General features: G+C 34.2%; 20 protein-coding genes. 9 read left to right on the top strand and 11 right to left on the bottom strand.

Annotation, left to right across the window (positions count from 1 at the left end; genetic code table 11):
• Nucleotides 1–180: 180 nt before the first annotated feature.
• From Bccel_RS24940 to Bccel_RS24905, 8 genes are all read right to left on the bottom strand, one after another.
• Nucleotides 181–2,463 carry a diguanylate cyclase gene (locus tag Bccel_RS24940; RefSeq protein WP_036945362.1) on the bottom strand — a complete coding sequence of 761 codons (2,283 nt, stop codon included), beginning with the start codon at nt 2,461–2,463 and terminating at the stop codon, nt 181–183.
• 316 nt (nt 2,464–2,779) lie between these two features.
• Nucleotides 2,780–3,982: a glycosyl hydrolase gene (locus tag Bccel_RS24935; protein WP_081927234.1), complete on the bottom strand. Its 1,203-nt coding sequence runs from the start codon at nt 3,980–3,982 to the stop codon at nt 2,780–2,782.
• A gap of 270 nt (nt 3,983–4,252) precedes the next feature.
• A complete protein-coding gene (locus Bccel_RS24930; protein WP_050753826.1) occupies nt 4,253–7,774 on the bottom strand; it encodes a tetratricopeptide repeat protein in 3,522 nt (1,173 codons plus the stop codon).
• Between the two features lie 211 nt (nt 7,775–7,985).
• Complete coding sequence (locus Bccel_RS24925; RefSeq protein ID WP_050753825.1) at nt 7,986–8,273, bottom strand: tyrosine-type recombinase/integrase; 288 nt, start codon at nt 8,271–8,273, stop codon at nt 7,986–7,988.
• A gap of 47 nt (nt 8,274–8,320) precedes the next feature.
• Nucleotides 8,321–8,692 (bottom strand): hypothetical protein, encoded by a 372-nt coding sequence (locus tag Bccel_RS24920; protein ID WP_050753824.1) that lies wholly within the window; start codon nt 8,690–8,692, stop codon nt 8,321–8,323.
• Nucleotides 8,685–9,068 carry a tyrosine-type recombinase/integrase gene (locus Bccel_RS24915; RefSeq protein ID WP_036945363.1) on the bottom strand — a complete coding sequence of 128 codons (384 nt, stop codon included), beginning with the start codon at nt 9,066–9,068 and terminating at the stop codon, nt 8,685–8,687. Before Bccel_RS24915 ends, Bccel_RS24920 begins: the two co-directional genes overlap by 8 nt.
• Complete coding sequence (locus tag Bccel_RS31800; RefSeq protein WP_036945365.1) at nt 9,065–9,586, bottom strand: tyrosine-type recombinase/integrase; 522 nt, start codon at nt 9,584–9,586, stop codon at nt 9,065–9,067. Before Bccel_RS31800 ends, Bccel_RS24915 begins: the two co-directional genes overlap by 4 nt.
• Nucleotides 9,587–9,619: 33 nt before the next feature.
• Nucleotides 9,620–9,835, bottom strand: a complete 216-nt coding sequence (locus Bccel_RS24905; RefSeq protein WP_036945366.1) for a hypothetical protein — start codon at nt 9,833–9,835, stop codon at nt 9,620–9,622.
• Nucleotides 9,836–9,907: 72 nt separating this feature from the next.
• Here Bccel_RS24905 and Bccel_RS24900 point away from each other — a divergent pair, with 72 nt between their 5' ends.
• The 3 genes from Bccel_RS24900 to Bccel_RS24890 all read left to right on the top strand — a co-directional run bounded on the left by Bccel_RS24900 (nt 9,908) and on the right by Bccel_RS24890 (nt 11,790).
• The gene (locus Bccel_RS24900) at nt 9,908–10,237 is read left to right on the top strand and encodes an RNA-dependent RNA polymerase family protein (RefSeq protein WP_050753823.1); all 330 of its coding nucleotides are present in this window, start codon (nt 9,908–9,910) and stop codon (nt 10,235–10,237) included.
• On the top strand, nt 10,192–10,827 hold the full coding sequence (locus Bccel_RS24895; RefSeq protein ID WP_082225160.1) for an HNH endonuclease: 636 nt from the start codon (nt 10,192–10,194) through the stop codon (nt 10,825–10,827). Before Bccel_RS24900 ends, Bccel_RS24895 begins: the two co-directional genes overlap by 46 nt.
• 300 nt (nt 10,828–11,127) lie before the next feature.
• Nucleotides 11,128–11,790 carry a hypothetical protein gene (locus tag Bccel_RS24890; protein WP_036945370.1) on the top strand — a complete coding sequence of 221 codons (663 nt, stop codon included), beginning with the start codon at nt 11,128–11,130 and terminating at the stop codon, nt 11,788–11,790.
• Between the two features lie 156 nt (nt 11,791–11,946).
• Here the strand turns inward: Bccel_RS24890 and Bccel_RS24885 are convergent, their stop codons facing one another.
• Nucleotides 11,947–12,828 (bottom strand): alpha/beta hydrolase, encoded by an 882-nt coding sequence (locus Bccel_RS24885; protein ID WP_050753821.1) that lies wholly within the window; start codon nt 12,826–12,828, stop codon nt 11,947–11,949.
• A gap of 137 nt (nt 12,829–12,965) precedes the next feature.
• On the opposite strand from Bccel_RS24885, the gene Bccel_RS32215 reads away from it, so the two are divergent.
• Nucleotides 12,966–13,088 carry a hypothetical protein gene (locus tag Bccel_RS32215; RefSeq protein ID WP_276326176.1) on the top strand — a complete coding sequence of 41 codons (123 nt, stop codon included), beginning with the start codon at nt 12,966–12,968 and terminating at the stop codon, nt 13,086–13,088.
• A 126-nt stretch (nt 13,089–13,214) separates the two neighbouring features.
• Here the strand turns inward: Bccel_RS32215 and Bccel_RS24880 are convergent, their stop codons facing one another.
• Complete coding sequence (locus Bccel_RS24880) at nt 13,215–13,943, bottom strand: alpha/beta fold hydrolase (RefSeq protein ID WP_036945371.1); 729 nt, start codon at nt 13,941–13,943, stop codon at nt 13,215–13,217.
• A 1,631-nt stretch (nt 13,944–15,574) separates the two neighbouring features.
• On the opposite strand from Bccel_RS24880, the gene Bccel_RS24870 reads away from it, so the two are divergent.
• From Bccel_RS24870 to Bccel_RS24850, 5 genes are all read left to right on the top strand, one after another.
• The gene (locus tag Bccel_RS24870) at nt 15,575–15,781 is read left to right on the top strand and encodes a helix-turn-helix transcriptional regulator (RefSeq protein WP_036945373.1); all 207 of its coding nucleotides are present in this window, start codon (nt 15,575–15,577) and stop codon (nt 15,779–15,781) included.
• The gene (locus Bccel_RS24865; RefSeq protein WP_036945374.1) at nt 15,778–16,230 is read left to right on the top strand and encodes a hypothetical protein; all 453 of its coding nucleotides are present in this window, start codon (nt 15,778–15,780) and stop codon (nt 16,228–16,230) included. Before Bccel_RS24870 ends, Bccel_RS24865 begins: the two co-directional genes overlap by 4 nt.
• 120 nt (nt 16,231–16,350) lie before the next feature.
• On the top strand, nt 16,351–17,385 hold the full coding sequence (locus Bccel_RS24860) for a S66 family peptidase (protein WP_036945375.1): 1,035 nt from the start codon (nt 16,351–16,353) through the stop codon (nt 17,383–17,385).
• Between the two features lie 112 nt (nt 17,386–17,497).
• Entirely contained in the window at nt 17,498–18,403 is a 906-nt protein-coding gene (locus Bccel_RS24855) for an XAC2610-related protein (RefSeq protein WP_242853203.1), read from the top strand.
• 137 nt (nt 18,404–18,540) lie between these two features.
• Complete coding sequence (locus Bccel_RS24850) at nt 18,541–19,470, top strand: homocysteine S-methyltransferase family protein (protein ID WP_036945376.1); 930 nt, start codon at nt 18,541–18,543, stop codon at nt 19,468–19,470.
• 299 nt (nt 19,471–19,769) lie between these two features.
• On the opposite strand, the gene Bccel_RS24845 is transcribed toward Bccel_RS24850, so the two are convergent.
• The gene (locus tag Bccel_RS24845) at nt 19,770–22,229 is read right to left on the bottom strand and encodes a glycoside hydrolase family 9 protein (RefSeq protein ID WP_036945378.1); all 2,460 of its coding nucleotides are present in this window, start codon (nt 22,227–22,229) and stop codon (nt 19,770–19,772) included.
• Nucleotides 22,230–22,319 lie beyond the last annotated feature (90 nt).

The following is a 22,319-nucleotide window of genomic DNA, read 5'->3' as shown; positions in this document are numbered from 1 at the left end:
TATTTCCACATTGTGGTTATCCAAAATTACAGTTTAGTACAATGCCTTATTATTATTTGCTAAAAATAAGGGAAGAAGCCATATAACATATAACAATGTTGAAGGAATGAAATTTAATTAGTATTGGAGTGGATGATATAGAAAATGAAAAAAACTATTATTTTTTGTTGATGGTAATAATCATATATTTGATTTTTTTCTTAGCATTTTATTATTGTATTGATTGATATCAGCCTCACGAATGAGGTCTTCTAGTGGATTGCCAGAATCGCTTTCGCACACACTAAATCCTAAGCTTATGGATAATTTATAAGGCTTTGAACTTATTTTGTTTTCGTTGGCTAGTAATTCCGTAATTCGATCATTGAATACCTGTATCTGGGCTCTTCCAGCGTTGGTTGCAAGGATGGTGAATTCATCACCGCCAAAACGTGAGATAATATCCATTTCCCGAAAAGCTTGTTTTAATATCTCACCAATCCTGCGAATGGTATAATCCCCTTCCTTGTGACCGTATGTGTCATTAATTGTTTTCAGATTATCAATATCTCCAAATATGATAAGACATGACTTTCCTGCTTGTCTGTTCAAATATAATTGCTGGCTGACCAACTGAATAAAACCCCGCCTGTTATAAAGGCCGGTTAGCTCGTCTTTCAGAGATAGTTCACTGAGTTGTATATTGGTGGTCTCGAGAACCTGCATAGCTTGACGTAACTTTTCTTCAACTTTTTCCTTGGAATTAAAAAGCATGATAGTTGAAATTTGAGTTGCAAGCGTTTCATATATGAAGCCATCAAAATTGGGCATCTCGAAAACGATAGTTCCGTACTGTACATCCCTAAAGAACAGAGGTAAAACCGTAAGTGTTCTTGATGAGAATTCCGCTGTGATTTGTGGCGGAAAAATCAAATTGGAATTATATGCTGTATTTACTTTATCAAAATCTAATATTATACTCCCATCGACCATCCCTGTTATAAAACGGATTTTTTCAGGTACTTCCCAAGGACTGAGTCGTTCATGTGTAAATTCTCTATCAAACAGAGAGAGGAAAAACGTATTAATTCCAATACGAGGCAATTGTTCATGGATAACTTGTGCAAGATTCTTTGTATGTGTGATGGACAAAAGCCTATTCAAAATATCCCTAAGTATGATATTTGTTTCTCTTTTCTTGGAATCAATTACTCGCTGGTACAAAAAGGCAAACTCATTAATAATCATTAAATAGGAACGTGATAAGGATCTAAATATATTAATGTTAATTTGTTTATTATTCAGATTTTCAATTGTAGTTGTTATAGCATGAAAAATAAACTTCCAGTCATCAGGATTATTTCCCTCAATCAAATCTCTTTTTAATATTTCTTCAAACTCGCTTATTAAAGAGTATTTTGATTCTTCATGTAAATTCTCCTTGCTTTTGCATATTTCAATCAAATTTTGAATGTTTTTTTGTATCCTTTCTTTTCTTTGGATTGTAAGAAATCTTGAAAAACCCTTTGCCTCAAGAGAGGAAGCTACAGACTCGAGAATGTTGTTGTTGCCGAGCCTGATTCTTTCCAAAATATCTAAGTCGATTGCATTGGCTTCTTCTAGACATTGGAGCTTGCAGCCGCAGGTTGAACGGATAACTGCTTTGGTTGGAAGTATGGTTATATCATCAACCTTCTTACCATCAACAAGATCTTTCATGAGATTTATAGCAACTATAGCCATCTGTTCCTGCTGCTGCTCTATTGTAGTTAAAGGAGTTATAAGATTTGAAGCTTCGCTTATATCATCAAATCCTGTGACACTTGTCATTTCGGGGATTATAATTCCTCTTTTCTGGAGTATTTTCATACCCTGGATTGCCATTTCATCATTAGAAAAAATAAAAGCATCCGGAATTATTTTGTTTTTGCTCAAAATACCATTCAGTGCCGGTTCAACGCTTTGAAATGTAAAATCACCCTGACCTATTAAATTTTCGTTAAAGGGAATACCCTGTGCCATAATTTCTTCACAATACGCTTCATATCGCTCATTAGCTTCCCAGTTTAACACAGGTCCCCGAATAAAGGCAATGTTTTTAGCATTGTGAACCTCAATCATGTGTTTCACCATATCTCTAATACCAGAACGATTGTCTATAATTACGCTTGGAATGCCAGGTAGCTTCAATCCCAAACTGATAAGTGGAATTCCCTTGAATTGAGAGCAAAAATCCAGCATGTCAGACTTGTTAACATAATTTGTTACCAGTGTTGACACAAGGATGAGAGCATCCAGGTTTTCCTTGTTCATAAACCGGAAAATAGAGTTGTATTGATAATCAAAGCCATGGGGTGTATTGAGGTTCCTACCTGGAAATATAATAAGATCAGCTTGTATCTGTTTTGCATATTCCATTGCACTTTGCCAGATTTTCACTCCATAACCATATTCAAGCTTTGCTATCTGCAGACCGATCCTCATGCTGCTGGAACCTCCATTTATGTTCATTCTATTAAAAATTCTTAATATTTTTATTTTTATCGGATTGTTTTGGCTAACAGTTTAGTGACCAATTCCTGGTGAATCATTACAAGCAGGACTTCTAGATTAGAGTTCATCAATTATAAATACATAGCTATATGGAAAGCCATTAAGGAATATAAGGGTAGAGCAATGAAATATGACACAGATATACTTAAGACATCAATAAACGTGGAAAAAACCGGAATTTAAAAATTCCGGCCTCACATAAATTAGATATAATTTTGTTAACCATATTTTTTATTAATTTAATTTATCAATAGCAAATAGTGTTGAACTTAACAGCACACATAATTACATCGCTCAAGTTTATTACACCATCGTTATTTAAATCTAAAATTGTTTTATAATTAGGATTTCCCCTAACTGAATTAAAAGCAATAGCTATCTGCAATACGTCAGCCATATTTACAACACCATCCATATTAATGTCTTCAGCAATTCTGATAGATGTATTAGTAGGTGTATTCGAAGGTGTATTCGAAGGTGTATTCGTTGGAGGATTAGTAGGGGTATTAGTAGGTGTTGGATTTGCACTTGTTTTCTTTATAGCATTTTTATATGCAGTAAGAGCCGATTCACTTGAGTTGATTCTCCAATCAGTTTCTTTATTGTGGCTAAACCAAACTTGTGCAAAAATTTTATCATATGATGATTTAATCTTATTAAAAGAATCGGTAATCCACTGTGCCTTATTTCCTCCTATTTCCGTTGAAGCCCACTCAGCTATAAAAATTTGCTTATTATAGTTTTTCAAGCTGTTATATGCACTTGAAAAAATCTGATCAAAAGTTTGCCAAGTGCTTCCCCATGATTGTGTAGTTCCCCAATTATAACCATCTATGGAATTGTAATCTACATAATTATCACCAGGATAAATTCCTGTAAAAGAGGTATTTGGTCCTACATTACTACAGTTTACATTGAATATGAATTTTACATTATTTGTGCCTTCATTCCTGAAAATATCTACAATATGCCTGAATGCAGATATATATGTGCTGTTTGTATTTTTACCGCTTTTATAGCCTATAGCCCATGGATACCAATCACCATTGGCTTCATGCAAAGGTCTTAACCAAATTTCCTTTCCATACGACTTCATATCTTGAGCCATTTTTTTAATATAGTTGTCAGCGTTACCATTCATAATCTGAACTGTATCATATTCCCAAGGTTCCCACGTAAATAATAAAATTGCATTGTTTGCAGACGCAGAATTTACATTATTTCTTATGGAATCAAAATTAGTGCTCCAGTCCACAAACATATGAACTATATCTAGATTTCTGTTTTGCAACTGATTAAATGCTTCGACTCCTTGATCAGTAGGTTGTTCACCTATCCAAGCACCTACTTTTAGATCACTAACAGCATAACCTCCAGCAGAAGGAAACAAAGTTAAACTTGTTAACAATATTATTATTGCCAGAATAGAAAGTTTTTTTTGCTTAAACATAAAATATCCCCCTAAATTATTCTTTAAATTTTTAATTTTAAATTTTTAAATCTATACAAATTACGAAAAATCTATTACATTCCGTTCTCGAATGTATCCTTGGATCCTGAGCTACATACTCTCCGTAATGTAAGATTTTTATTGTAATTTATTTAGGCCTCTTAGAATAATTTTATATTAAGCATACTAATAGTTTCCATAAGCATTATTTTCAATTCATTATATTTTTTTTTGATAAAAAATTTTAATTTGAAATATTTGAAATGTATTTTACTTTTTTTCATTTATTTTAAGGTTGGAATAATATTGTCCTGGGGACATGCCTTCGTATTTTCTAAACATGCGGATAAAAGTCACAGAACCATTACATCCTACTTTTGACGCAATTTCATTGATTTTTAAGCTGCCATTTTTTTGCATTAGGTCTTTAGATGCTTTAACCCTGCATATATTTAAATAATCCTTGAAATTCTGCCCTGTATAGTATTTAAACATTGTACTAAGATATGAAGTAGACATATTGAAATATTCAGATATTTCATTAAGAGAAATATCTTTATCATAATTTTCATTTATGTAATTAATCATTTTGTTTGCCATTGTTCTATCATATTTGTTATCATCCAAAGCATATCCTATGGCATGTTCAAGGCTCATACTATGTCCTTCATTCCATGAAGTTTCAAATGTACTTGCATCCATCTTGGAGCGAAGGGCATTAAGTCTTAGATTAAATGAATTTATGTCATTAATAGCCAACAGATTTCCTACTGTCTTAAATAACTTGTTTGCTGCTGAATAAAGACAAGCAGCCCGGTTGTAATCCTCCAGCATTGTTGAAACAGTAGCAAGACCCTCAAATACCAGAAAAATATAACTAAGAGTGTTTTGCTTTATCTCAATATAAAACTTTAATCCTATTAAAAATAACTCCTCAGCTTTTAAATAATTTCCCCTTGATAATTCCAACTCAGCCATATTACGATATACCCAAGGCACATCTCCCTTATATCCTGTTTCTTCTAGTATTGTTAAGCTTTCGTCAAATAACTCAGATGCTTTATTGATATTCCCCATATAGTGATATATTTCGCCCAAGTCTTTTTTTATAGATGCTATTATAGCCATATATCCCAGTTCATATCCAAGATTTAACCCTCTCAAATAATAACTCTCTGCTACTACATAATCATTTTGTGATCGTGCCAATTCTGCAATATTAATTAACGCAAAGGCAATTTCAACTCTATCATCTATTTCTTCACAAGCTAAAAGATATCTATGGAACATTTCCATTGCCTGCTCAAACTCACCCTTACCCCTTAAAACCAGACCCATCCTTCCAAATGACCTTAATATACCGTACCTGTCGCTATATTCTTTATAGATATCAAGACTTTCATTTAAATACATCTCTGCTGTATCATATGATCCTTTAAAATAATAAACTTGTCCAAGTTCTTGAAGGACCTCTGCAATACCACGCTTGTAATAAGCTTCTCTGTATGCACTTAAGCTTTGATTCAACAATTCTACTTCATACTTTAAATTGCCTGATATATTATACGTCAAAGCTAAATTATACTTAAGTGAAGCTTCGCCTATAAGATCATTTCTTTCCATTGCTAATCTCAACCCTTGTTCAAAAATATTTACTGCTTCCTCATAATTGCCATTCAAAAAAACAAATCTGCCAAACCATTGGTATGCTTTAATATAATAATTGGTATTTAACGAATTATTCTGTTTTTGAATGATTGATTTAAATATACTTTGACCTTTTTTCCAATAACCTCGTGCTTCCCAGTAATAACCCATTGCTACAGCCAGTTCTAATTCTTTTTCCAGACAACCTGTTATTCTATAATACTCCAAAGCACAAATTATGTCTAAATATGCCTGATCCACCATATTAAGACTCGTTTGACGGTTTGAACAATAAAAATTGTTCTCAGCTTCAATAGCATAAGAAAAAAAATAATCTGCATGGCATTTTTTTATTATTTTTTCATCACTATCTGTTGATAATAACAAAACCGCATATTCCCTGATTATTTCAAGCATATTGAAGTATACTTCGTCCCTTTCCTCAAATTCTGAATCTAGGGTTAAGATGCTTTTATTTGTTAATGACAATAAATCCTCATATAAATTTTCAATATCATTATTTTTGTTTATTACAGCAGATACAGCCTTTATGTTAAACTTTCCTTTAAAAACACCAAGCCTCATGAAAATTCTTTTTTGGTTAGTGCTCAGTAGATTATATCCCCATTCAATAGTGTTTTTCATCGTACGCTGACGATCGGGCAAACTATTAGCTCCTTCTATAAGCCAACTTAAGCGATTTTGACTTTGATTCAGCATTGTTTGTATGGAAATTTGTGCAATGTTTGCTGCTGCAAGTTCAATAGCCAGGGGTATTCCCTCAAGGAATTGGCATAGATTTGCTATCTGTGAAGCATTTTCCTCTGTAATACTAAAATCGTTTTTAATGGCTTGAGCACGTGCTAAAAATAAGCTGACGGCTGGTTGTTTTTCCAGCAACTCAACAGTAACACAACTGTTCGGACCAGGAGTTTCAAGGGGCGGAACATTAAATAAATGTTCTCCATAAACTTTCAACGGTTGACGGCTTGTTGCCAGTAATGATAAATTAGCTGCTGCGGATAGAAGGTCTGCTAATACCGAAGCAGAATCAATAATTTGCTCAAAATTGTCTAGAATAATCAGGATTTTCTTGTTTTTTAAGGTACTTTTAATAGAGTCTAATGTGTTACATCCTTCTATTTCTGGTATATTTAACATTTTTGCAATGTTGGATATCAATAGTTCTGTTTTCATAATTTGCGATAAAGAAATCCAAAAAACTCCATCTGTATATTTGGAAAGGCATAACAAAGCAACCTTAAGTGATAATCTGCTTTTTCCTATCCCTCCAGGGCCAATTAGCGTGACAAGTCTGGCTTTTTCAAGTAATCTTAAGATTTCCCTGATCTCATCTTTACGCCCTACAAATTCGGTTGTCTCAGCTGGTAAATTGTTTTTTGGAAAACAGTTATTTCTATTTATCTTATTTACTAAAGTTGACAAATCCTCTTCATTTATACTCCAGCCATTATTATTGTCATAAACTAGCATTTCTTCGTTTATCAGAAATTCAATTTCAGTCATTATATATTTGGGCATTCCTTTTGTCTTGTTATATAGGTACTCAAGTAAAATATTAGGAGGTTTGTCCCAAATAAGTATAGTATTCAGCAATTGATGTAGTCCTTTTGGTGACAACGGCTCCAAAAATATGGTCTTATAAATTGGGATATCAACATAATCAATATTTGTAGTTAGATTGGAAATTGTTGAATAAATCAGGGCTAGAACAAAATTAGTCTCACTAGATAATAGCTTATTCAGAATACTTAGGATATCTTTATCAATCTGATCAATGGTATCAATTATTATAATTTGTCCATCTTTTTTACTATTAATTACTCTTTCGTATAAGTGGTTTTTGAAATGTTGGAAATCGTTTGTATTACAGGTTATTAATTTATCTATTGACTTATCATTATTATATTCATTTATATTAATAACCTCATAATTAAGCTTTAGAGCACTATTAGAAGCTAAATTAAGAAAGCTTGTTGCCCCGGAACCATGATTCGCAACAATTCTTAATATCCCACGCTTTTCAGTTTGTAACTGTTTTAGAAAATCTGAAAGGATACAAATATGTCTATCTCGCTCTATTAACTTGGAGATATTATTGAATTCAAAGTCGTTATTTTTCATACATATCATCTCAATCTATATTAGGCAATATCAAGCTATTTTCTTTTAGTTATATTATATCATACCTCTTCATTCCAAAAAACAAAATAAAGAGAGTCTAGATATGGTAAAAAGTCTAGAACTCTGGTCTGACTCTGTAAGACCACTGCGAATTAGCTTTTCAGCAGCTTTAAAACTGCTACAAGGGCACCGTTAAAGCTATTCTTAGAACTCAATTACTTGGCTGGAAAAAATCATTATAGCGTTCCGGCAATAATGCCTGTCCTGGTCGGATCATAAAGAAGTATTCATCATCGGGTGAAACTGCATGGATTTCTGCCTGAATCATTCGGCATCTTTCAATAAGCTTAGGATGAACCGGAACAATACGATCCTTATGATTTTTTGCATTTCGAACAGTGATATATCCTTCTTCAAGGTTTACATCACCTACTGTTATTAGTCTTAATTCAGAGACACGCATTCCGCTTGTGTACAGGATTCTGAAGAAAACTGGCATGACAGTGCCTCTGTAAGGACATTCACATGGAATTGATTGACTTTTATCTACTTCCGCAAAAAGCGTTTCAGTTCATCATCGCTATAGATATGTGCTTCATACTTTGGAGATTTCCTTGTGATTCCCTTTGGAGGAACATAGGCCTGTATCCCGATGTCATTCAAATACCTGCAGAATACTCTCATGCTACTGATGCGGTGAGACTGATTACTTATCGATTCATAAGATTTTTTGCGGCACCATATATCACATAAATCTTTTGAAACAATTTTTTCTGTCAACTCATTCTGGGTGAAGAAAGTATCGATCCTTTTAAATGCAGCAGTCTCTGCTGTATATTCAAATCCAAGAGCCTTTTTCAGATATACAAGATCCTGAAACTCTTTTTGAAGTACGCTGTAGTATTTGATTTCAGTCATTTCCAAGGCCCTCCGGAGGTAGAATGCATTCTGCAAGCTTCTGGATATCAGTTTTCAGATACACTGCAGTGATATTAGGATCGGAATGCCCAAGGATGTTTGAAATGACAGGAAGAGGCGTTTCCATTTCTAGGAGCATGGAACCAGCAGAGTGTCTTAGGGAATGAAAACCTGAGCGTTTCCGTCCACGCCTGTCAATACCTGCCTTTCTCATGTAGCGGACGATGAGCTGCTCCATGTGATTATTCTCTCCGATTGAAGCAAATGGAGGCATATGCTTTAAAAACACTCTGTCTGATTCATAGTAAGAAGGGCGTCGGTTTTTAATGTAATCAATGACAGCCCATCCAACTGCATCTGGAATACGCAGTGTCATCGGCTTATGAGTTTGTGCTGGATAATGGAAACTTTCTTTTCTTCCCAGTTGAGGTTGCTGAATCTGAGATTTTTGATATCGCCAATCCGTAAGCCAAGAACACATGCAAGGACGATCATTGCATAATCTCTCTTTCCAATTGGATTGTTACGATGGATTGCAGAAATCATAGCTTTCAGTTCATCTATATTCCACGCAGATGGAATCTTTGCACTCTTTGAAATAGGTGGCATATGAATCCTTTCTGCATTGTTCTCCGGAATCAGGCTTTCTGAATAAAGATATCTCAGAAAATGCCGTATACCGCAGACCTTCTGTTCATCTGTGTAAGATAATCCATAAAAATCATAGAACTCTTTTTTGTAATGCTCTTTTGTGGTAGCTGACAATTCGGTAGATTCCAGGTATGTTGTGTAACCGGTAAATATTGTAGAATAATAAGAATTCAGCACAAGAGGATTTTTTGATGCGAAATATCTGCGGGTTAAAACTTTATGTAGACTGTAGTCCTCCAACATATGGATAACCCGTAATAACTGAACCCGCTGTTGTTATAGGGTTCCCTCATTGCATTTGCTGATAAAACCGTATTGATTTTCAAGATACTTCAGACCGCATTCCATATCGAACTCAGTATCTTCGTATTCATCCATGAGGAATGATTGGATCTTGTTCCATTCTCTTTTATAAAAATGTATGGTTACTGGATTATAATTATTCTCCAGCAATAAGGCCTTTAGACCTTCTGTAATCATTTCAAGCTTCATCTTATAAGCCCCTTTCTTTTTGATGATTACAGAATATCAAGTTCTACGAAATACGGCAGGTATTATGCCGAGATGAATAATAAAACTGCTAAAGAAATACTAAAACAAATGCATACTCTACGTTCATTAGACCCTATGGTTCCTGATTATATAAGGGTCAAATACACCAGATATGACGATGATTTTGTTGTATGTATAATTGGAAGTAAGAAGTCAGCAGAGGAAATAATGGATAAAATTAAAGAACTACTCAATACTAGACTAAAATTGGAACTTAACATGGATAAAACCATTATAACAAACTTAGCGACTGAAAGAGCAAGATTCCTTGGATTTGAGATTTTAAAAACTACCAATTGTACTTTCACAAAGAAAAACACACTCATCACTGCAATAGGATAAACCTAACCATTGCAGATATAATTGGCAAATACAACTCAGAAATTAGAGGCATGTACAACTACTACAGAATTGCAACGGATATAAGCTCCAAAATGGGAAAGTACAAATACTACCATTATTCCAGTATGGCAGCAACTATAGCCAGAAAGGAAGTTAGTTCAATCACAAAGGTTATAAAAAAATATGGAATAGATGTGCCCAGAAAGCACGGTACAGGAACTCGTAAAATAATCGGTGTAAATTATGAGACTAAAACAGGAAGTAAAACCATGACATATTTTAATGAGCCCTTAATATACTTGAACCAGCCCAAAAAATGGCTAAAGGAAACTAATGAAATCTACTATAAAAAACCTTTAGTAATCAAAAGGCTGGAGAATTGTAGATGTGAACTTTGTGGAATACAAAGTAGTATTCCTGGCGATTTTGCAGTTCATCACATTAAAAAACTTAAAAGCCTAAAAGACAAATACTTTAAGGCAAATATAATAACTCCATATTGGGTACAAAGAATGATTGAACTAAATCGTAGAACTTTAATAGTATGCAAAAAATGCCATAAAGACATCCATTTTGGAAAAGAAATATAGATAAAGCAAGTGACTTCGCACTTAGAAACAGCTGGCGAGCCGGATACATTGAAAGGTGTAAGTCCGGTTCTGAGGGGGGACGCAGAAATATGCTTGGTAAAACAAGTAAGACGCTGTTAGTCCTACCCTAGCAATAAAATATATCCTGAGAAAGTTGGTAACTATCACATATAAAATGATGCGGGATAAGTCAGAATATCGGGAACCAGTAATTCCAATGGAATAATGGAAATGATATAATTAATTACATCTGAAAAGATGTTATATCAGATTGATCAAATGCATAGGAGAAATAATAGAATGAATGCCAAAAAAATTATTATTATTTCATTAATTATATCTTTTCTGTTCGTGTCAGGAATTATATTTGTAGCAAGTATTACAGCTTTTGAAGGATGGACAGATGGTACAGTTAAAGAAGGAGACTGTATATTAAAGGGTATTCAGGGCGATGAGTTTTCGTTACATTTTGTTACAAAAAATTTTCCTGACTATCAGACAAGCGTTACAATAATGGATGCATCTAAAAAGGAGAACCTCTCTTTCTTTCACATAGAGGGTGATTTTTATGAGCCCAAAATAGAGGTTGTTATTGATACCCAAGATTTAAGATGTTATGAGATATACGATAGCGTTATATACAGGAAAAAGGGTGAAAAATTCAAAGGAATTAATATATCTCTACAGACATCACTTATTGACCTTGAATATAACAATATAACTAAAGAATTTATAGATATAGCAAAAATATTAGTAGCAAAGAATGAATGGAAATGGATAAAAGGATGTGGTAGCCTTTTAGTAAGAGCTGGAGATGAAAATATTAAGAAAACCCTCGAAAGATATGCAATAGGTCAATTTACTAACGAAGATTTGGAAGTAAATAAGAATAACGACATTACCAAAGAAGATATACAGGCTTATTCTAAACAAGTACTTGAAGACAAGATTGAAAAAAACTGATAAAAGGTGTTTGAGAATACACTTATTATGGAAAGCCATCAGAGAATATAAGGGGTGCAGGGCAATCTTTTATTAAAGTAAAAAAGCGGTACATTGGAACAGGGTCACCAAATTTTGCATACCATTACGGTGGTGGTTATAGGCACGACAAAGCTTTCATTTGAGTAATTCCTTATTAAAAAACTCTATTATTTTATTTTCATATTCAGTAGAATATTTGGTATATGCTTCTGTATGTTCAACATCATCGACGATCCACAATTTTGCTCTCTCTTTTGCGATATCAACAAAAAAATTACTATACTCAATTTCCTTTTCTACTCTTCCTGCTGCTATGAATAAAAATGACGTATTATTTGCTTTAGCTATAGAATCAACTAGCCTGCCAGGCGGTTTTGTTCCCCCAAATAATTGAGCAGATGCAAACATAAGGTGCGTTGTGAAACTTCTAAAAATGTTTTGCCTTGATGGCAAAACAAGATAATCTTCTATTGTACGGTAAGTTGCTCCATCTGTTGCGATTGCCTCCAATTGTGTACATGTTGAAGCTGCTCCTAAAAGTGCTTCCCCACCAAGAGATAAACCGAGCCCTCCAATACTTTTTACATTACTCTGCTTTGATAAGTATTCGGTCGCTGCCATTATATCATCTGTACTATTCCACCCGTATCCATTAACACCATCGCCTTCGCTTTCACCGTGACCACGCATATCAAATGCAAGTACTCCAAATCCATTCTTTTTAAGAAACTCGGCATATCCTTTTATTCCTTCACGCGAGCCTGTCGCTCCATGAAGAAGAATTATAGACGCACCGTTTTGTGTAGATGTATACCAGGCAGCAAGAGATGTCTGGTCTAATGTTGATAAAGAAATTTTGGTGAAATTCTCTGGAGGTTCACTCAATTTCTCTTCATATCGTAATGTTGCATAATACCCAAATCCAACCGGAATAACTACATACACCGACAAGAAAAGAATAATCAAGCACAAGACTGCTATTTTAAGTTTTTTATACTTTTTATTGTTTTGGGACATATTTACATTCCTTTTAATTATCATTTTATTAAATTGGAAAAGGTTACATACAGATATATATACGCTTAAATTTCTATAAAGTCTGAAACCCAGAAAAGTTATCATAATAATTTTTTGTTGATCAGGGGAATACTTTTGTGAAGGTAAAGGGCTGTTTTATAGAAATCTCAAAATTTGGTTTTGGAAAAAATAACTCTAGCATTATTTCTGGAAAACCATTAAGGAATATCAGGGGTGCAAGCAGAATTCCCAATAATTAGCACCCCCTTTTCACAAATTACTGTAAGCATGCTATATCAAAAGGTTTTAATACCTATTGTAAGTTTTTATGCTTTTTTTGTATTTTTGTCTCGATTCAATCTTTTTGTACTCATTCTTCAGCTTTATTATTTGAAGAAGTCAACTATAACCATGTTGAATTTTTTAGGATTTTTAAAAGGTATATCGTGTCGATATTTTTCCCATATTTCAACTTTGCAGTTCGGATTTATTTCGCCTAGATAATTAACAGAATTTATCATTTCGCAATCTTCCTTCTCTCCTGCCAGAACAAGCATTGGGATTTTTACGTCTGTAAATTCTGGATAAGTGCTAATATCAATTCCTTCTTTTATATATGCTACAAGGTTTTCCTTTTTCATTTTCTGGTAATATTCTACACATTCATCAAGTTGTGTTTTGTTTAAACCTACTAGCTTGGACTGAAGTTTTATAAGAAATTTTATTTTTGTAAACGGATAAGTATAAGCAGTTAATCTGGAATAGAATTTGACTGTTTTCTCAGTTTTGCAGACCCATGGACTTGCAAGAATAGCCTTGTCAATCAGTTGTTCATACCTGCAAACAATAGGTATTATAAGCTGTGCCCCGATTGAAAATCCTACAAGACTAACTTTGTCTTTACTGAGACTTCTTATAATTTCAACTATACCATTAACGGTTTCGTCAGAGCGGAATAAAGTATCAGACTCTCGTCCTCCACCATATAGATGGGGGACTACTATATGGAATCTGTCAGATAGAGTATATTGTTTAACAAAACTATGCACCAATCCGGCACCATGCAGCATAATAAGAGTCGGTAAATTTCTGCTTCCATATTCTTCATAATACATCCCTCATCACTCCAATATCCTTTTTTACTTCCATACATCACCTTGCAAGACTAGATGAAATTATATAGAAGCAATATGAATTATATCATATAGAATAAAAAGAGGTCTCAAAAAAGTGGATATCAGGGAATTTCAATGACCCAAATTGTAGTTTTTAAATAAAAGGAAAGATAATTCATGAGTTTTGCAAATAACATAAATAGCAATGTGCAATTCAGGCTATTCCATTTTACACGCTCCGCCCACATTGCTACTTTCTTTTAAGTCTTTATGCTTTGGCTTTTGTGTAATCATATCATTCACCCCTAATTTGATAAATGGTATCATGAGCATTCAAGTACAAACATTTATACCTTACCAAGAGTATTGTAATTTATAATTGAACTAACAATAATACTGCATAACATCATGAAACTTTCAGGAGTCGGATAAAGTATGGCTTTGCTAACCGTTCTAAAGAATTGGGGGACAGTTTCGCTCTAGGCTAGCTTCATAAGCTGCTTTGAGACTGGCTTTCCCAAAGGACTTTAAATTGTTCAAAAATTTATTTTCGTGTTAAATGCAACTATTTAAAAAGAAATTTTGCGTTGCTTTGGTAAAAGACGCAGAAGTAAAAAATGTTGGGAAAATTACTGTGTCCGGGTTTTCACCTGATGGGACATCAATTAGTTATTATGCAAAGGTTACTTTACCAGTTAATAAGATTGCAGATTTTAAAGAAAAAACTATACATCTATAGGACCTCAAAAATTTGATACTGAAATGTTTGGCTATTATTGTGAGAATAATAAGATTTTTGATTGGTGGAATTTAAAGCTTGAAGATACAGACTATTATCCTCTAAAGGGGAATCCATCAAGAATGCTAATTTTCTGTAAGCCAAGCAATGGTAAAGTGGATATTTATTTGGCACCTTAAAATAGTCCAAGAGTTCTGTTATTAAGAGGTACATATTAAAGCTCCGAAAAAGAAATATTATTCTTCTTACACCAGTACCTTTCACTTATGCAATGCAGTTCTTTTTGTCATATCACAAGTAAAAAGCTACAAAATGTATATGAGCTTTTTACTTGAAGATGCTTATAAGCCGCTTCGTAAAAAGACTAGAGTAAAAAATAAACATGGAAAACCTTCTGCTCTTAAGTATCTTAAAGTATTTATATTCATAGGAAAATATGGTATAGTTTCTTCATAATCTAAGGCATTATTATTATGTATTGTAAATTATATTGAGGCAAATATGATTAATAAAAAAGAAAATGAACTACCAGATATAGCTTGTTTTTTAGGAAATTTTATAAGTCGGTAATTTACACTGCTATTATTGTATTAGGAGTTTTTATTTTCGATAATTTTATTGAAGGCAAAAGTTACATTAATGGCGTGCTTGAAAGTAACCTAACTAATAATAGCCAAATAGTCAGTATGGGAAGTGGAAATATCTTTGCAATCATCTTTTGTACATTCACAATTTTAGATGAATTAAAGAAAAAGAATTAATTCTGAATATTTATAAAGTACGAACAGGTTTTATTATACGAAGCGAGAATGTGTAAGGTTAACTTGACACATTCTCTTCTTTAATATATTCTTATAGTGTAAGGTCCGCTTTACATAAAGGGGGTATATAGTTGAAAAACAAAGTGAAAGAACTCCGAGAGCAATATGGCTTGACTCAAGCCCAATTGGGCGAGAAAGTAAAAGTATCACGCCAAGCCATTAATGCAATCGAAACCAATAAATTTGACCCATCAATATGGTTAGCATACGATTTAGCAAAGTTTTTTAATATAGCAATAGAAGATATTTTTGATTTTGAGGAGAGTGAACGAAAATGAAACTTTTAAGACATTCAATGGTAAATGCAATATTTATAGGTACAATGTCGGCGGTATATTCTTTTCTTTTTATCATTACGTCAAATCATATTGAATTTCTACGGCTGCTTTCAAACACTAATACTTTGCAATCTGATTTTTGGAATAGTTGGTCATATTTTATCAGAGTAGGAAATATGAAATATGTCGGTTATGTAATAATAGTTTTAGCTCTTATAATTATATTGTTTATTCTTTTCAAGCCAACGAAAAAATATGATGAATACCAAATTAGCATATTATCTAAAAGTATAATAGTTGCAGGTTTAATTTCTATTTTGATGCTACCAATAATTGTTATATTACTTTTGAGTGACCCGTCTTATGCGATAGAAACTATATTTTTATTTGCAGTTTTTCAGTGGCTCGGCGTTTTAGTAACTGATTTGATTTATGTTATTAAATATTAGCAGCTAAAAAAATGAATAGTATTTTTAGATAAAGTGATTAGCATCATTTATAAAGTACGGACAAGTTAGAAACTGCGAACTAACGATTATTTGTATAACAGTAAGAAGGAGGAAATCAAAATGATAAAGCCTAAGAGGTTAAAAAAAGGCGACAAAATTGCTATTGTCAGTTTATCTTGGGGTGGGTTAGGTGATGATGTATTTATTCATAAGTACCATATAGCAATACAACGATTGGAAAATGACTTTGGTTTAAAGGTTATTCCTATGCCTCATGCCCTAAAGGGAAGTGATTTTGTAGCCAACCACCCTGAATTGCGTGCTAAGGATTTAATGGACGCTTTTGAAGATACATCGATTTCTGCTGTTATTTGTGCTATTGGTGGGGATGATACAATACGTACTCTCCCATACATAAATCTTGACGTTATACGTAATAATCCTAAAATTTTCATGGGGTATTCTGACAGCACTATTAATCATTTCATGATGTATAAAGCAGGGCTAGTTTCTTTTTATGGACCATCCATTATGTGTGAATTTGGTGAATATGTAAAAATGTTTGACTATACTAAATCGGCTGTAGATGATGTATTGTTTGGCGATTGGACACAGTATTCACTTGTTCCAAGTCCTGAATGGACAGATGATTATATTTTGTGGAATGAAAACAACATAAATACGGCTCACACGCTAAAACCAGATAAGCACGGGTATGAGATTATTAATGGAAGTGGCTCTGTTAAAGGTCATTTGCTCGGTGGATGTATAGATGTTTTCATGATGGCAAATGGCACAAAAATATGGCCTACAATAAACGAATGGACAGATGCAATCCTGTTTGTCGAAACAAGTGAGGATAAACCATCTCCCGATTTTATCAAGTGGTCATTCCGAAATCTTGCTGCACAAGGTATTTTAAAAGCCTTAAAAGGTATTATTGTCGCAAAGCCGCAAGGCGAAAAATATTATGAAGAGTACAAAACAGCAATTACTCAGGTGGTATCTTCAGAAGAAAAATTGCATGAGTTGCCAATATTTTATAACGTAAACTTTGGTCATGCCAAGCCAATAGGAGTAATTCCGTACGGCATCATCACAGAATTAAACTGTGAAAAGAAAACCATTACTTTATTGGAGAGTGCAACAATATAGTCAATTAAACTAAAGATTATTAACATACTTTTTAGTTAGCATCATTTTTCCAGTGCGTGCAAGTTAAATAATGCGAAGCATGAAATTTATATTATCGGAAGGATGTGTTATTATGACAAAACATATCTTTTTACTAGCACTTATAACGCTTTTGTTATGTGCCTGTTCAAATAAGTTGCCATCTGATAGAGGGCAGATTGAATATTACCCTGCATTCTCATCTTCATCTCCCCTTAGCACGCAAAATAAGCCATTATTAAATATGCAAAATGAACCACTTTCAACCTCCATAGCCACGGAGCCAACGAACGAGCCGGAATCTACACCTACACCAAAGCGATATAAATATGAAGTCAGTGCTCATATCCATGAAAATATGCCAGAATACCGTTTTGTGGCATCGGGTGAGAATATTTTTGTGACAGGTTTAGATGTTTATAATGAAAACGGTGCATCTATTCTTTCTGTATCAAATGACCCAGAAAGCTGTCCAGTTTATCCTGAAATGATGGATACTATGGGCTTGCATGTGACTGATGTGAACTTTGACAGTTATAAGGACGTCATCCTTCTGAATTGTTTCCATGGTGCACATAGTAATTCATGGTATGATTGCTGGCTGTGGGATGTGAAAGAATCGGCCTTTATCCATTCTGAATCCTTCGCCAATATCTGTAATCCCGCTCTTGATCCAGTTAATAAATGCATTTACTCTACTGGAGGATCGGGAGCAGTTAATCATAGTTGGAATATATATAAGTTCATAAACAGTGTGTTTGTCATTTCTAACAGCTTAAGTTTTGAAGCACTGCACGACGTAGAAAGTGGTAATTATCTCGGAATTCAGGTAACGGAGGAAGCTCTCATAGACGGTAAAATGGAGATCGTACACAAGGATGTTATTCATGAGAAAGTGTCCTTCAACGAAACAAATTATAACAATGATGAGCTTTGGCAGTTGAAAAATCCACGATGGTATGGAATTGGCGGTCATGTTGCGGATAAATGGCTGGAATGACTAATGTTGCTTGTTTTACAGGTCTAAGGCATAGTATAAGTATAATACTAAGTTTAGTAAGTTCGTTATATTTAAAAAGTACGAATAAGTTTTTTAGGCAAAATAAGGATTACCAATATTGGGTGGGGTGAGTAATAGTGAGTTTTATTTCTTGTTATGAAACAAACTCTATCATCTTAATGGAAGGTGCATTAGGTGAAAGATTGAAAAGAGAATATGGTTTGCAACCTGATGATGATGTTGCCTTTGCAAATATTATCTATCGTCAAGGAGGCAAAGAAGCATTATTTGAATTATGGAATCAATATATTGATGTAGCAAAAGTCAACAATTTACCATTTATGGCGACAACACCAACAAGGCGGGCAAATATAGAACGAGTTGCTAAAGTTGGATATAACAAAAGCATTATTTTAGACAATGTTTCAACATTAAAACAGTTACGTGATTTAACTGATATAGAAATGTATATTGGTGGTTTAATGGGTTGCAGGGGAGATGCCTATAAAGCAACTGAATTTTTGCATCCAACTGAAGCAAAAGAGTTTCATAGTTGGCAAGCAAATTTGTTTACTCAAGCAGGTGTTGATTTCCTTTATGCTGGAATTATGCCAACTTTACCAGAGGTAATTGGAATGGCAATGGCAATGGAACAAACAGAATTGCCTTATATAATTAGTTTTATGGTGAGAGATACTGGTAGATTGCTTGATGGAACCACCATAAATGACGCAATTGAAAAAGTCGACAGTAGTGTTAAAAGAAAACCTGTTTGTTATATGTCTAATTGCATACATCCTACTGTTTTGTATAAAGCATTGAAATGGAGTTTTAACCAAACCTCTCTTGTGAAACAACGCTTTCACGGAATACAGGCAAATACCTCGACATTGCCGCCAGAACAATTAGACAACTCCACGGATTTAAAATGCTCGGATTGCTTAGAGCTAGCACAAGCAATGCATAAACTTACAGAAGTACTGACACTAAAAATTATAGGTGGTTGTTGTGGAACGGATAATACCCATATTAGCAAAATTGCCTCTACTTTTATCTCGATGAAATGAGAACACTTTACACACTAATACACGTTAAGTATTGAGTCTTAAGTATGGCTTCAAAGCTGGCTTAGTAGACACTGACGAAGTGAGTCTTAGGAAAACCAATTTCCCCCACACTTTAGAAAGGCTGGCGAAGCAATACTTTAGCATCTTATAGCATCTTTTAAGCAACTGAAAAGCTGCTTAGCAATGTTCTTGCAGAGTAAGGCAGAGAAAGTACACGATAAAAATTCTTATCGTATAATTCCCCTGGCCAAAACAAATATTTTACTTCTCGTGATAATTAATTATTAATTTTATAAACCTTAGGTGATGACAGTATTAAATGCTTTAGCAATAATTATTACATCTGACATATTTATTGAACCATTATTGTTTAAATCATAAGATGCAATATATTGGTTATCTCCATGTACCGAATTAAATACCTTTGCTAATAAAATAACATCTGTCATATTAACAACACCGTCTTTGTTCAAGTCAGGACTATTTTGAGGTATTGGTGATGTACTGTTAACAAATGCTGCCATAAACACAAGAAGGGAATTCCATCCAAGAGTGTGCTCATTTGTTGTAAATTCAGCGGCACTTTCCATATAGCATTTAGCAGGAAATATCGATATGTTTGCACCATTATATTTATTAGGACCTCCCGGCATAACTCCCTTGGGAATCCCTGCCAATCCGTCCTCGCTCCATGTACCGAATATTTCTTTAATACAATCATCGCCATATCCGCTTACCAAGCTCTTTCTCATAGGATTAGCTCCCAGAATCCAGTTTAATGAAGAACGACCCATCATATTAATATCATCAGAATTTGTCCCAAAAATAGCGGATCCAAGTAAAACTTCCCTGGGACAACCAAGTATTACGCTGTTACTACCCCAGTAATAATTACCGTTTTCAATAACATTACCCCAAGGATTGTTTTTTGATCTATTTAGTTTGTTATTTGCCCATTTGGTAAAACTATCTTTAAACCCGTTTTCAACATTACTGTCACGGTTTGTAGCTTTCATGTAATTGTAAAATCCATTTTCCCACCCAAAAGAACCATCTCCGGATTCACTTGAATAAACTTTCTTATAGTTTGACTTAACATAATCATTACAACTTGAATCGCCTGTAGCCCTATACACAGATGCTGCAGCGAAGAACCTTGAAGATTCATCGTTGTCTGCAGGATAAGCTCCACCTGGGGCTTTAATATTATTTGGATTCTGGAGAAGAAACGCCCATCCGCTTTTAGCAGCATCTAAACACTTTTTAGCAAAGGCCGGATCATACTTCGAATATATCATTGAAGCCTGAGCTAAAACCCCAACTGCAGCTGCAGTATCATTTGTTGATTTTATATTTCCCACATTGTCTTTTTTATCCATTATAACCCTTTGGCCATTTGAAAAGTTTTCTGTAAAAGCGACACAGCAATAAAAACCACCGCTTTCAGCCTCTTGCATTTTCAAAATCCACTCAAGTTCCCATCTAACCTCATCAAGTATATCAGGAACGCCGTTGCCGCTTTCAGGAATATTATTCTGCTTATCATAAAATACCTCCGGGTACATCTCATAAGCACTCAATAGATTTGATGCTGTCTGTGCCCCGGTAATTACATACTTATTAGGATCGCCAGCATCGTACCATCCTTTTGACACATCTTTTGTAATCGATGAATTGGAGGCTAAGGCACAATTAAAATCCTGGGGTGATTTATCTTTCCTTGGATAATCAGTACAATACGGAGCCGCAAGGTCTATATTGGCACGTTGATAAAACAGGTATCTTGATGCGTCAACCAATAAAGATTTATAAATGTCATTTCCTATCTTAAACCTGGGAGACTTATCTATACCTACTGCATTAACCGTAATGTAATACTCACCAGGTTGTTTGAGGTCGGTAAATATAGCTTTAAAAACCCTTTCTCCTGAATCATTTGCATCATAATCTGCAACAAGAACCAATTGCCCGCTATAAGCAACCGAGTTGTCAGAAACTCTCATCACCTGAAACTGGGTTCCGGCAGCAGCTTTAAAATCATCTTCAAATCCCGAAACATAGGCATATTTCTCAGAAGTTTCGAGAAATCCAACCTGATTCACTTTAATAGCCGGAAATGCATTTTCTTTATCGGGAGAAGTTAGTTTAAGCTGGTTTATCCAAACACAAAACGGATCCAGATTCACTTTGTCCAGAACGATAGCCTTTGCATTATATGGATCCATACCAAGTGATGGATCTAAAATATCCTTTAAGGGTATCTTTACGTGTTGCCACTCAGTAGTAATCGTGCAGTAATCTGTTATCGGTTTTGTTATTGTCTTCTCAACACCTGATGGACGCTCTGTTACATGATCAACTGCACCGATTACAAATTTCTCCCCGCCATTTTTACCTTTCACATTAAATTCCAGGTATCCGTTCGGAACATACCTTGATACATCATGGCAGTTCCATTCAGCCATACAAAGTATAACCGACATCCAATATGACGAAAGCGTCGTTTTAAGATTAAATCTCAAAGAAGGTAGATTTTGATATGTAACTTGAGTGTCAACAGGCAAATTGCCATTTACAGTTTCTAATTCGCCTGCACCACTTCCGGACCACCCACTGACCTTATCTTTGAATACATAAAAATCCGGAAGGTTTCTCCACCCGGCAGGAGCACTTGCATCGACTACCATCATAGGTCCGATTGCAGCGGTACATAGTACTGAAATATAAACACAAAAAACTAACAAACGTTTTATTTTCATAAAACCCTCCTTATAATAACGTGAGTTCGATAAAATAAGTGCCATAATTAACCATACTCATAGATTATAATTAAGTAAGGCTTTAGTTTC

Origin of the sequence: Pseudobacteroides cellulosolvens ATCC 35603 = DSM 2933 (assembly GCF_001262605.1) — a bacterium.
Taxonomy (GTDB): Bacteria; Bacillota; Clostridia; order Acetivibrionales; family DSM-2933; genus Pseudobacteroides; species Pseudobacteroides cellulosolvens.
Note: the sequence above shows the minus strand (reverse complement) of the source record. Positions and strands in the feature narration are given on the sequence as shown.

What these genes read in the sequence shown, in the direction of transcription:
- Bccel_RS24940 (WP_036945362.1), bottom strand. Translation starts at nt 2,463, where the DNA reads ATGAGGATCGGTCTGCAGATAGCAAAGCTTGAATATGGTTATGGAGTG.
- Bccel_RS24935 (WP_081927234.1), bottom strand. Translation starts at nt 3,982, where the DNA reads ATGTTTAAGCAAAAAAAACTTTCTATTCTGGCAATAATAATATTGTTA.
- Bccel_RS24930 (WP_050753826.1), bottom strand. Translation starts at nt 7,774, where the DNA reads ATGAAAAATAACGACTTTGAATTCAATAATATCTCCAAGTTAATAGAG.
- Bccel_RS24925 (WP_050753825.1), bottom strand. Translation starts at nt 8,273, where the DNA reads ATGCCAGTTTTCTTCAGAATCCTGTACACAAGCGGAATGCGTGTCTCT.
- Bccel_RS24920 (WP_050753824.1), bottom strand. Translation starts at nt 8,692, where the DNA reads ATGACTGAAATCAAATACTACAGCGTACTTCAAAAAGAGTTTCAGGAT.
- Bccel_RS24915 (WP_036945363.1), bottom strand. Translation starts at nt 9,068, where the DNA reads ATGACACTGCGTATTCCAGATGCAGTTGGATGGGCTGTCATTGATTAC.
- Bccel_RS31800 (WP_036945365.1), bottom strand. Translation starts at nt 9,586, where the DNA reads ATGTTGGAGGACTACAGTCTACATAAAGTTTTAACCCGCAGATATTTC.
- Bccel_RS24905 (WP_036945366.1), bottom strand. Translation starts at nt 9,835, where the DNA reads ATGAAGCTTGAAATGATTACAGAAGGTCTAAAGGCCTTATTGCTGGAG.
- Bccel_RS24900 (WP_050753823.1), top strand. Translation starts at nt 9,908, where the DNA reads ATGAATAATAAAACTGCTAAAGAAATACTAAAACAAATGCATACTCTA.
- Bccel_RS24890 (WP_036945370.1), top strand. Translation starts at nt 11,128, where the DNA reads ATGAATGCCAAAAAAATTATTATTATTTCATTAATTATATCTTTTCTG.
- Bccel_RS24885 (WP_050753821.1), bottom strand. Translation starts at nt 12,828, where the DNA reads ATGTCCCAAAACAATAAAAAGTATAAAAAACTTAAAATAGCAGTCTTG.
- Bccel_RS24880 (WP_036945371.1), bottom strand. Translation starts at nt 13,943, where the DNA reads ATGTATTATGAAGAATATGGAAGCAGAAATTTACCGACTCTTATTATG.
- Bccel_RS24865 (WP_036945374.1), top strand. Translation starts at nt 15,778, where the DNA reads ATGAAACTTTTAAGACATTCAATGGTAAATGCAATATTTATAGGTACA.
- Bccel_RS24860 (WP_036945375.1), top strand. Translation starts at nt 16,351, where the DNA reads ATGATAAAGCCTAAGAGGTTAAAAAAAGGCGACAAAATTGCTATTGTC.
- Bccel_RS24855 (WP_242853203.1), top strand. Translation starts at nt 17,498, where the DNA reads ATGACAAAACATATCTTTTTACTAGCACTTATAACGCTTTTGTTATGT.
- Bccel_RS24845 (WP_036945378.1), bottom strand. Translation starts at nt 22,229, where the DNA reads ATGAAAATAAAACGTTTGTTAGTTTTTTGTGTTTATATTTCAGTACTA.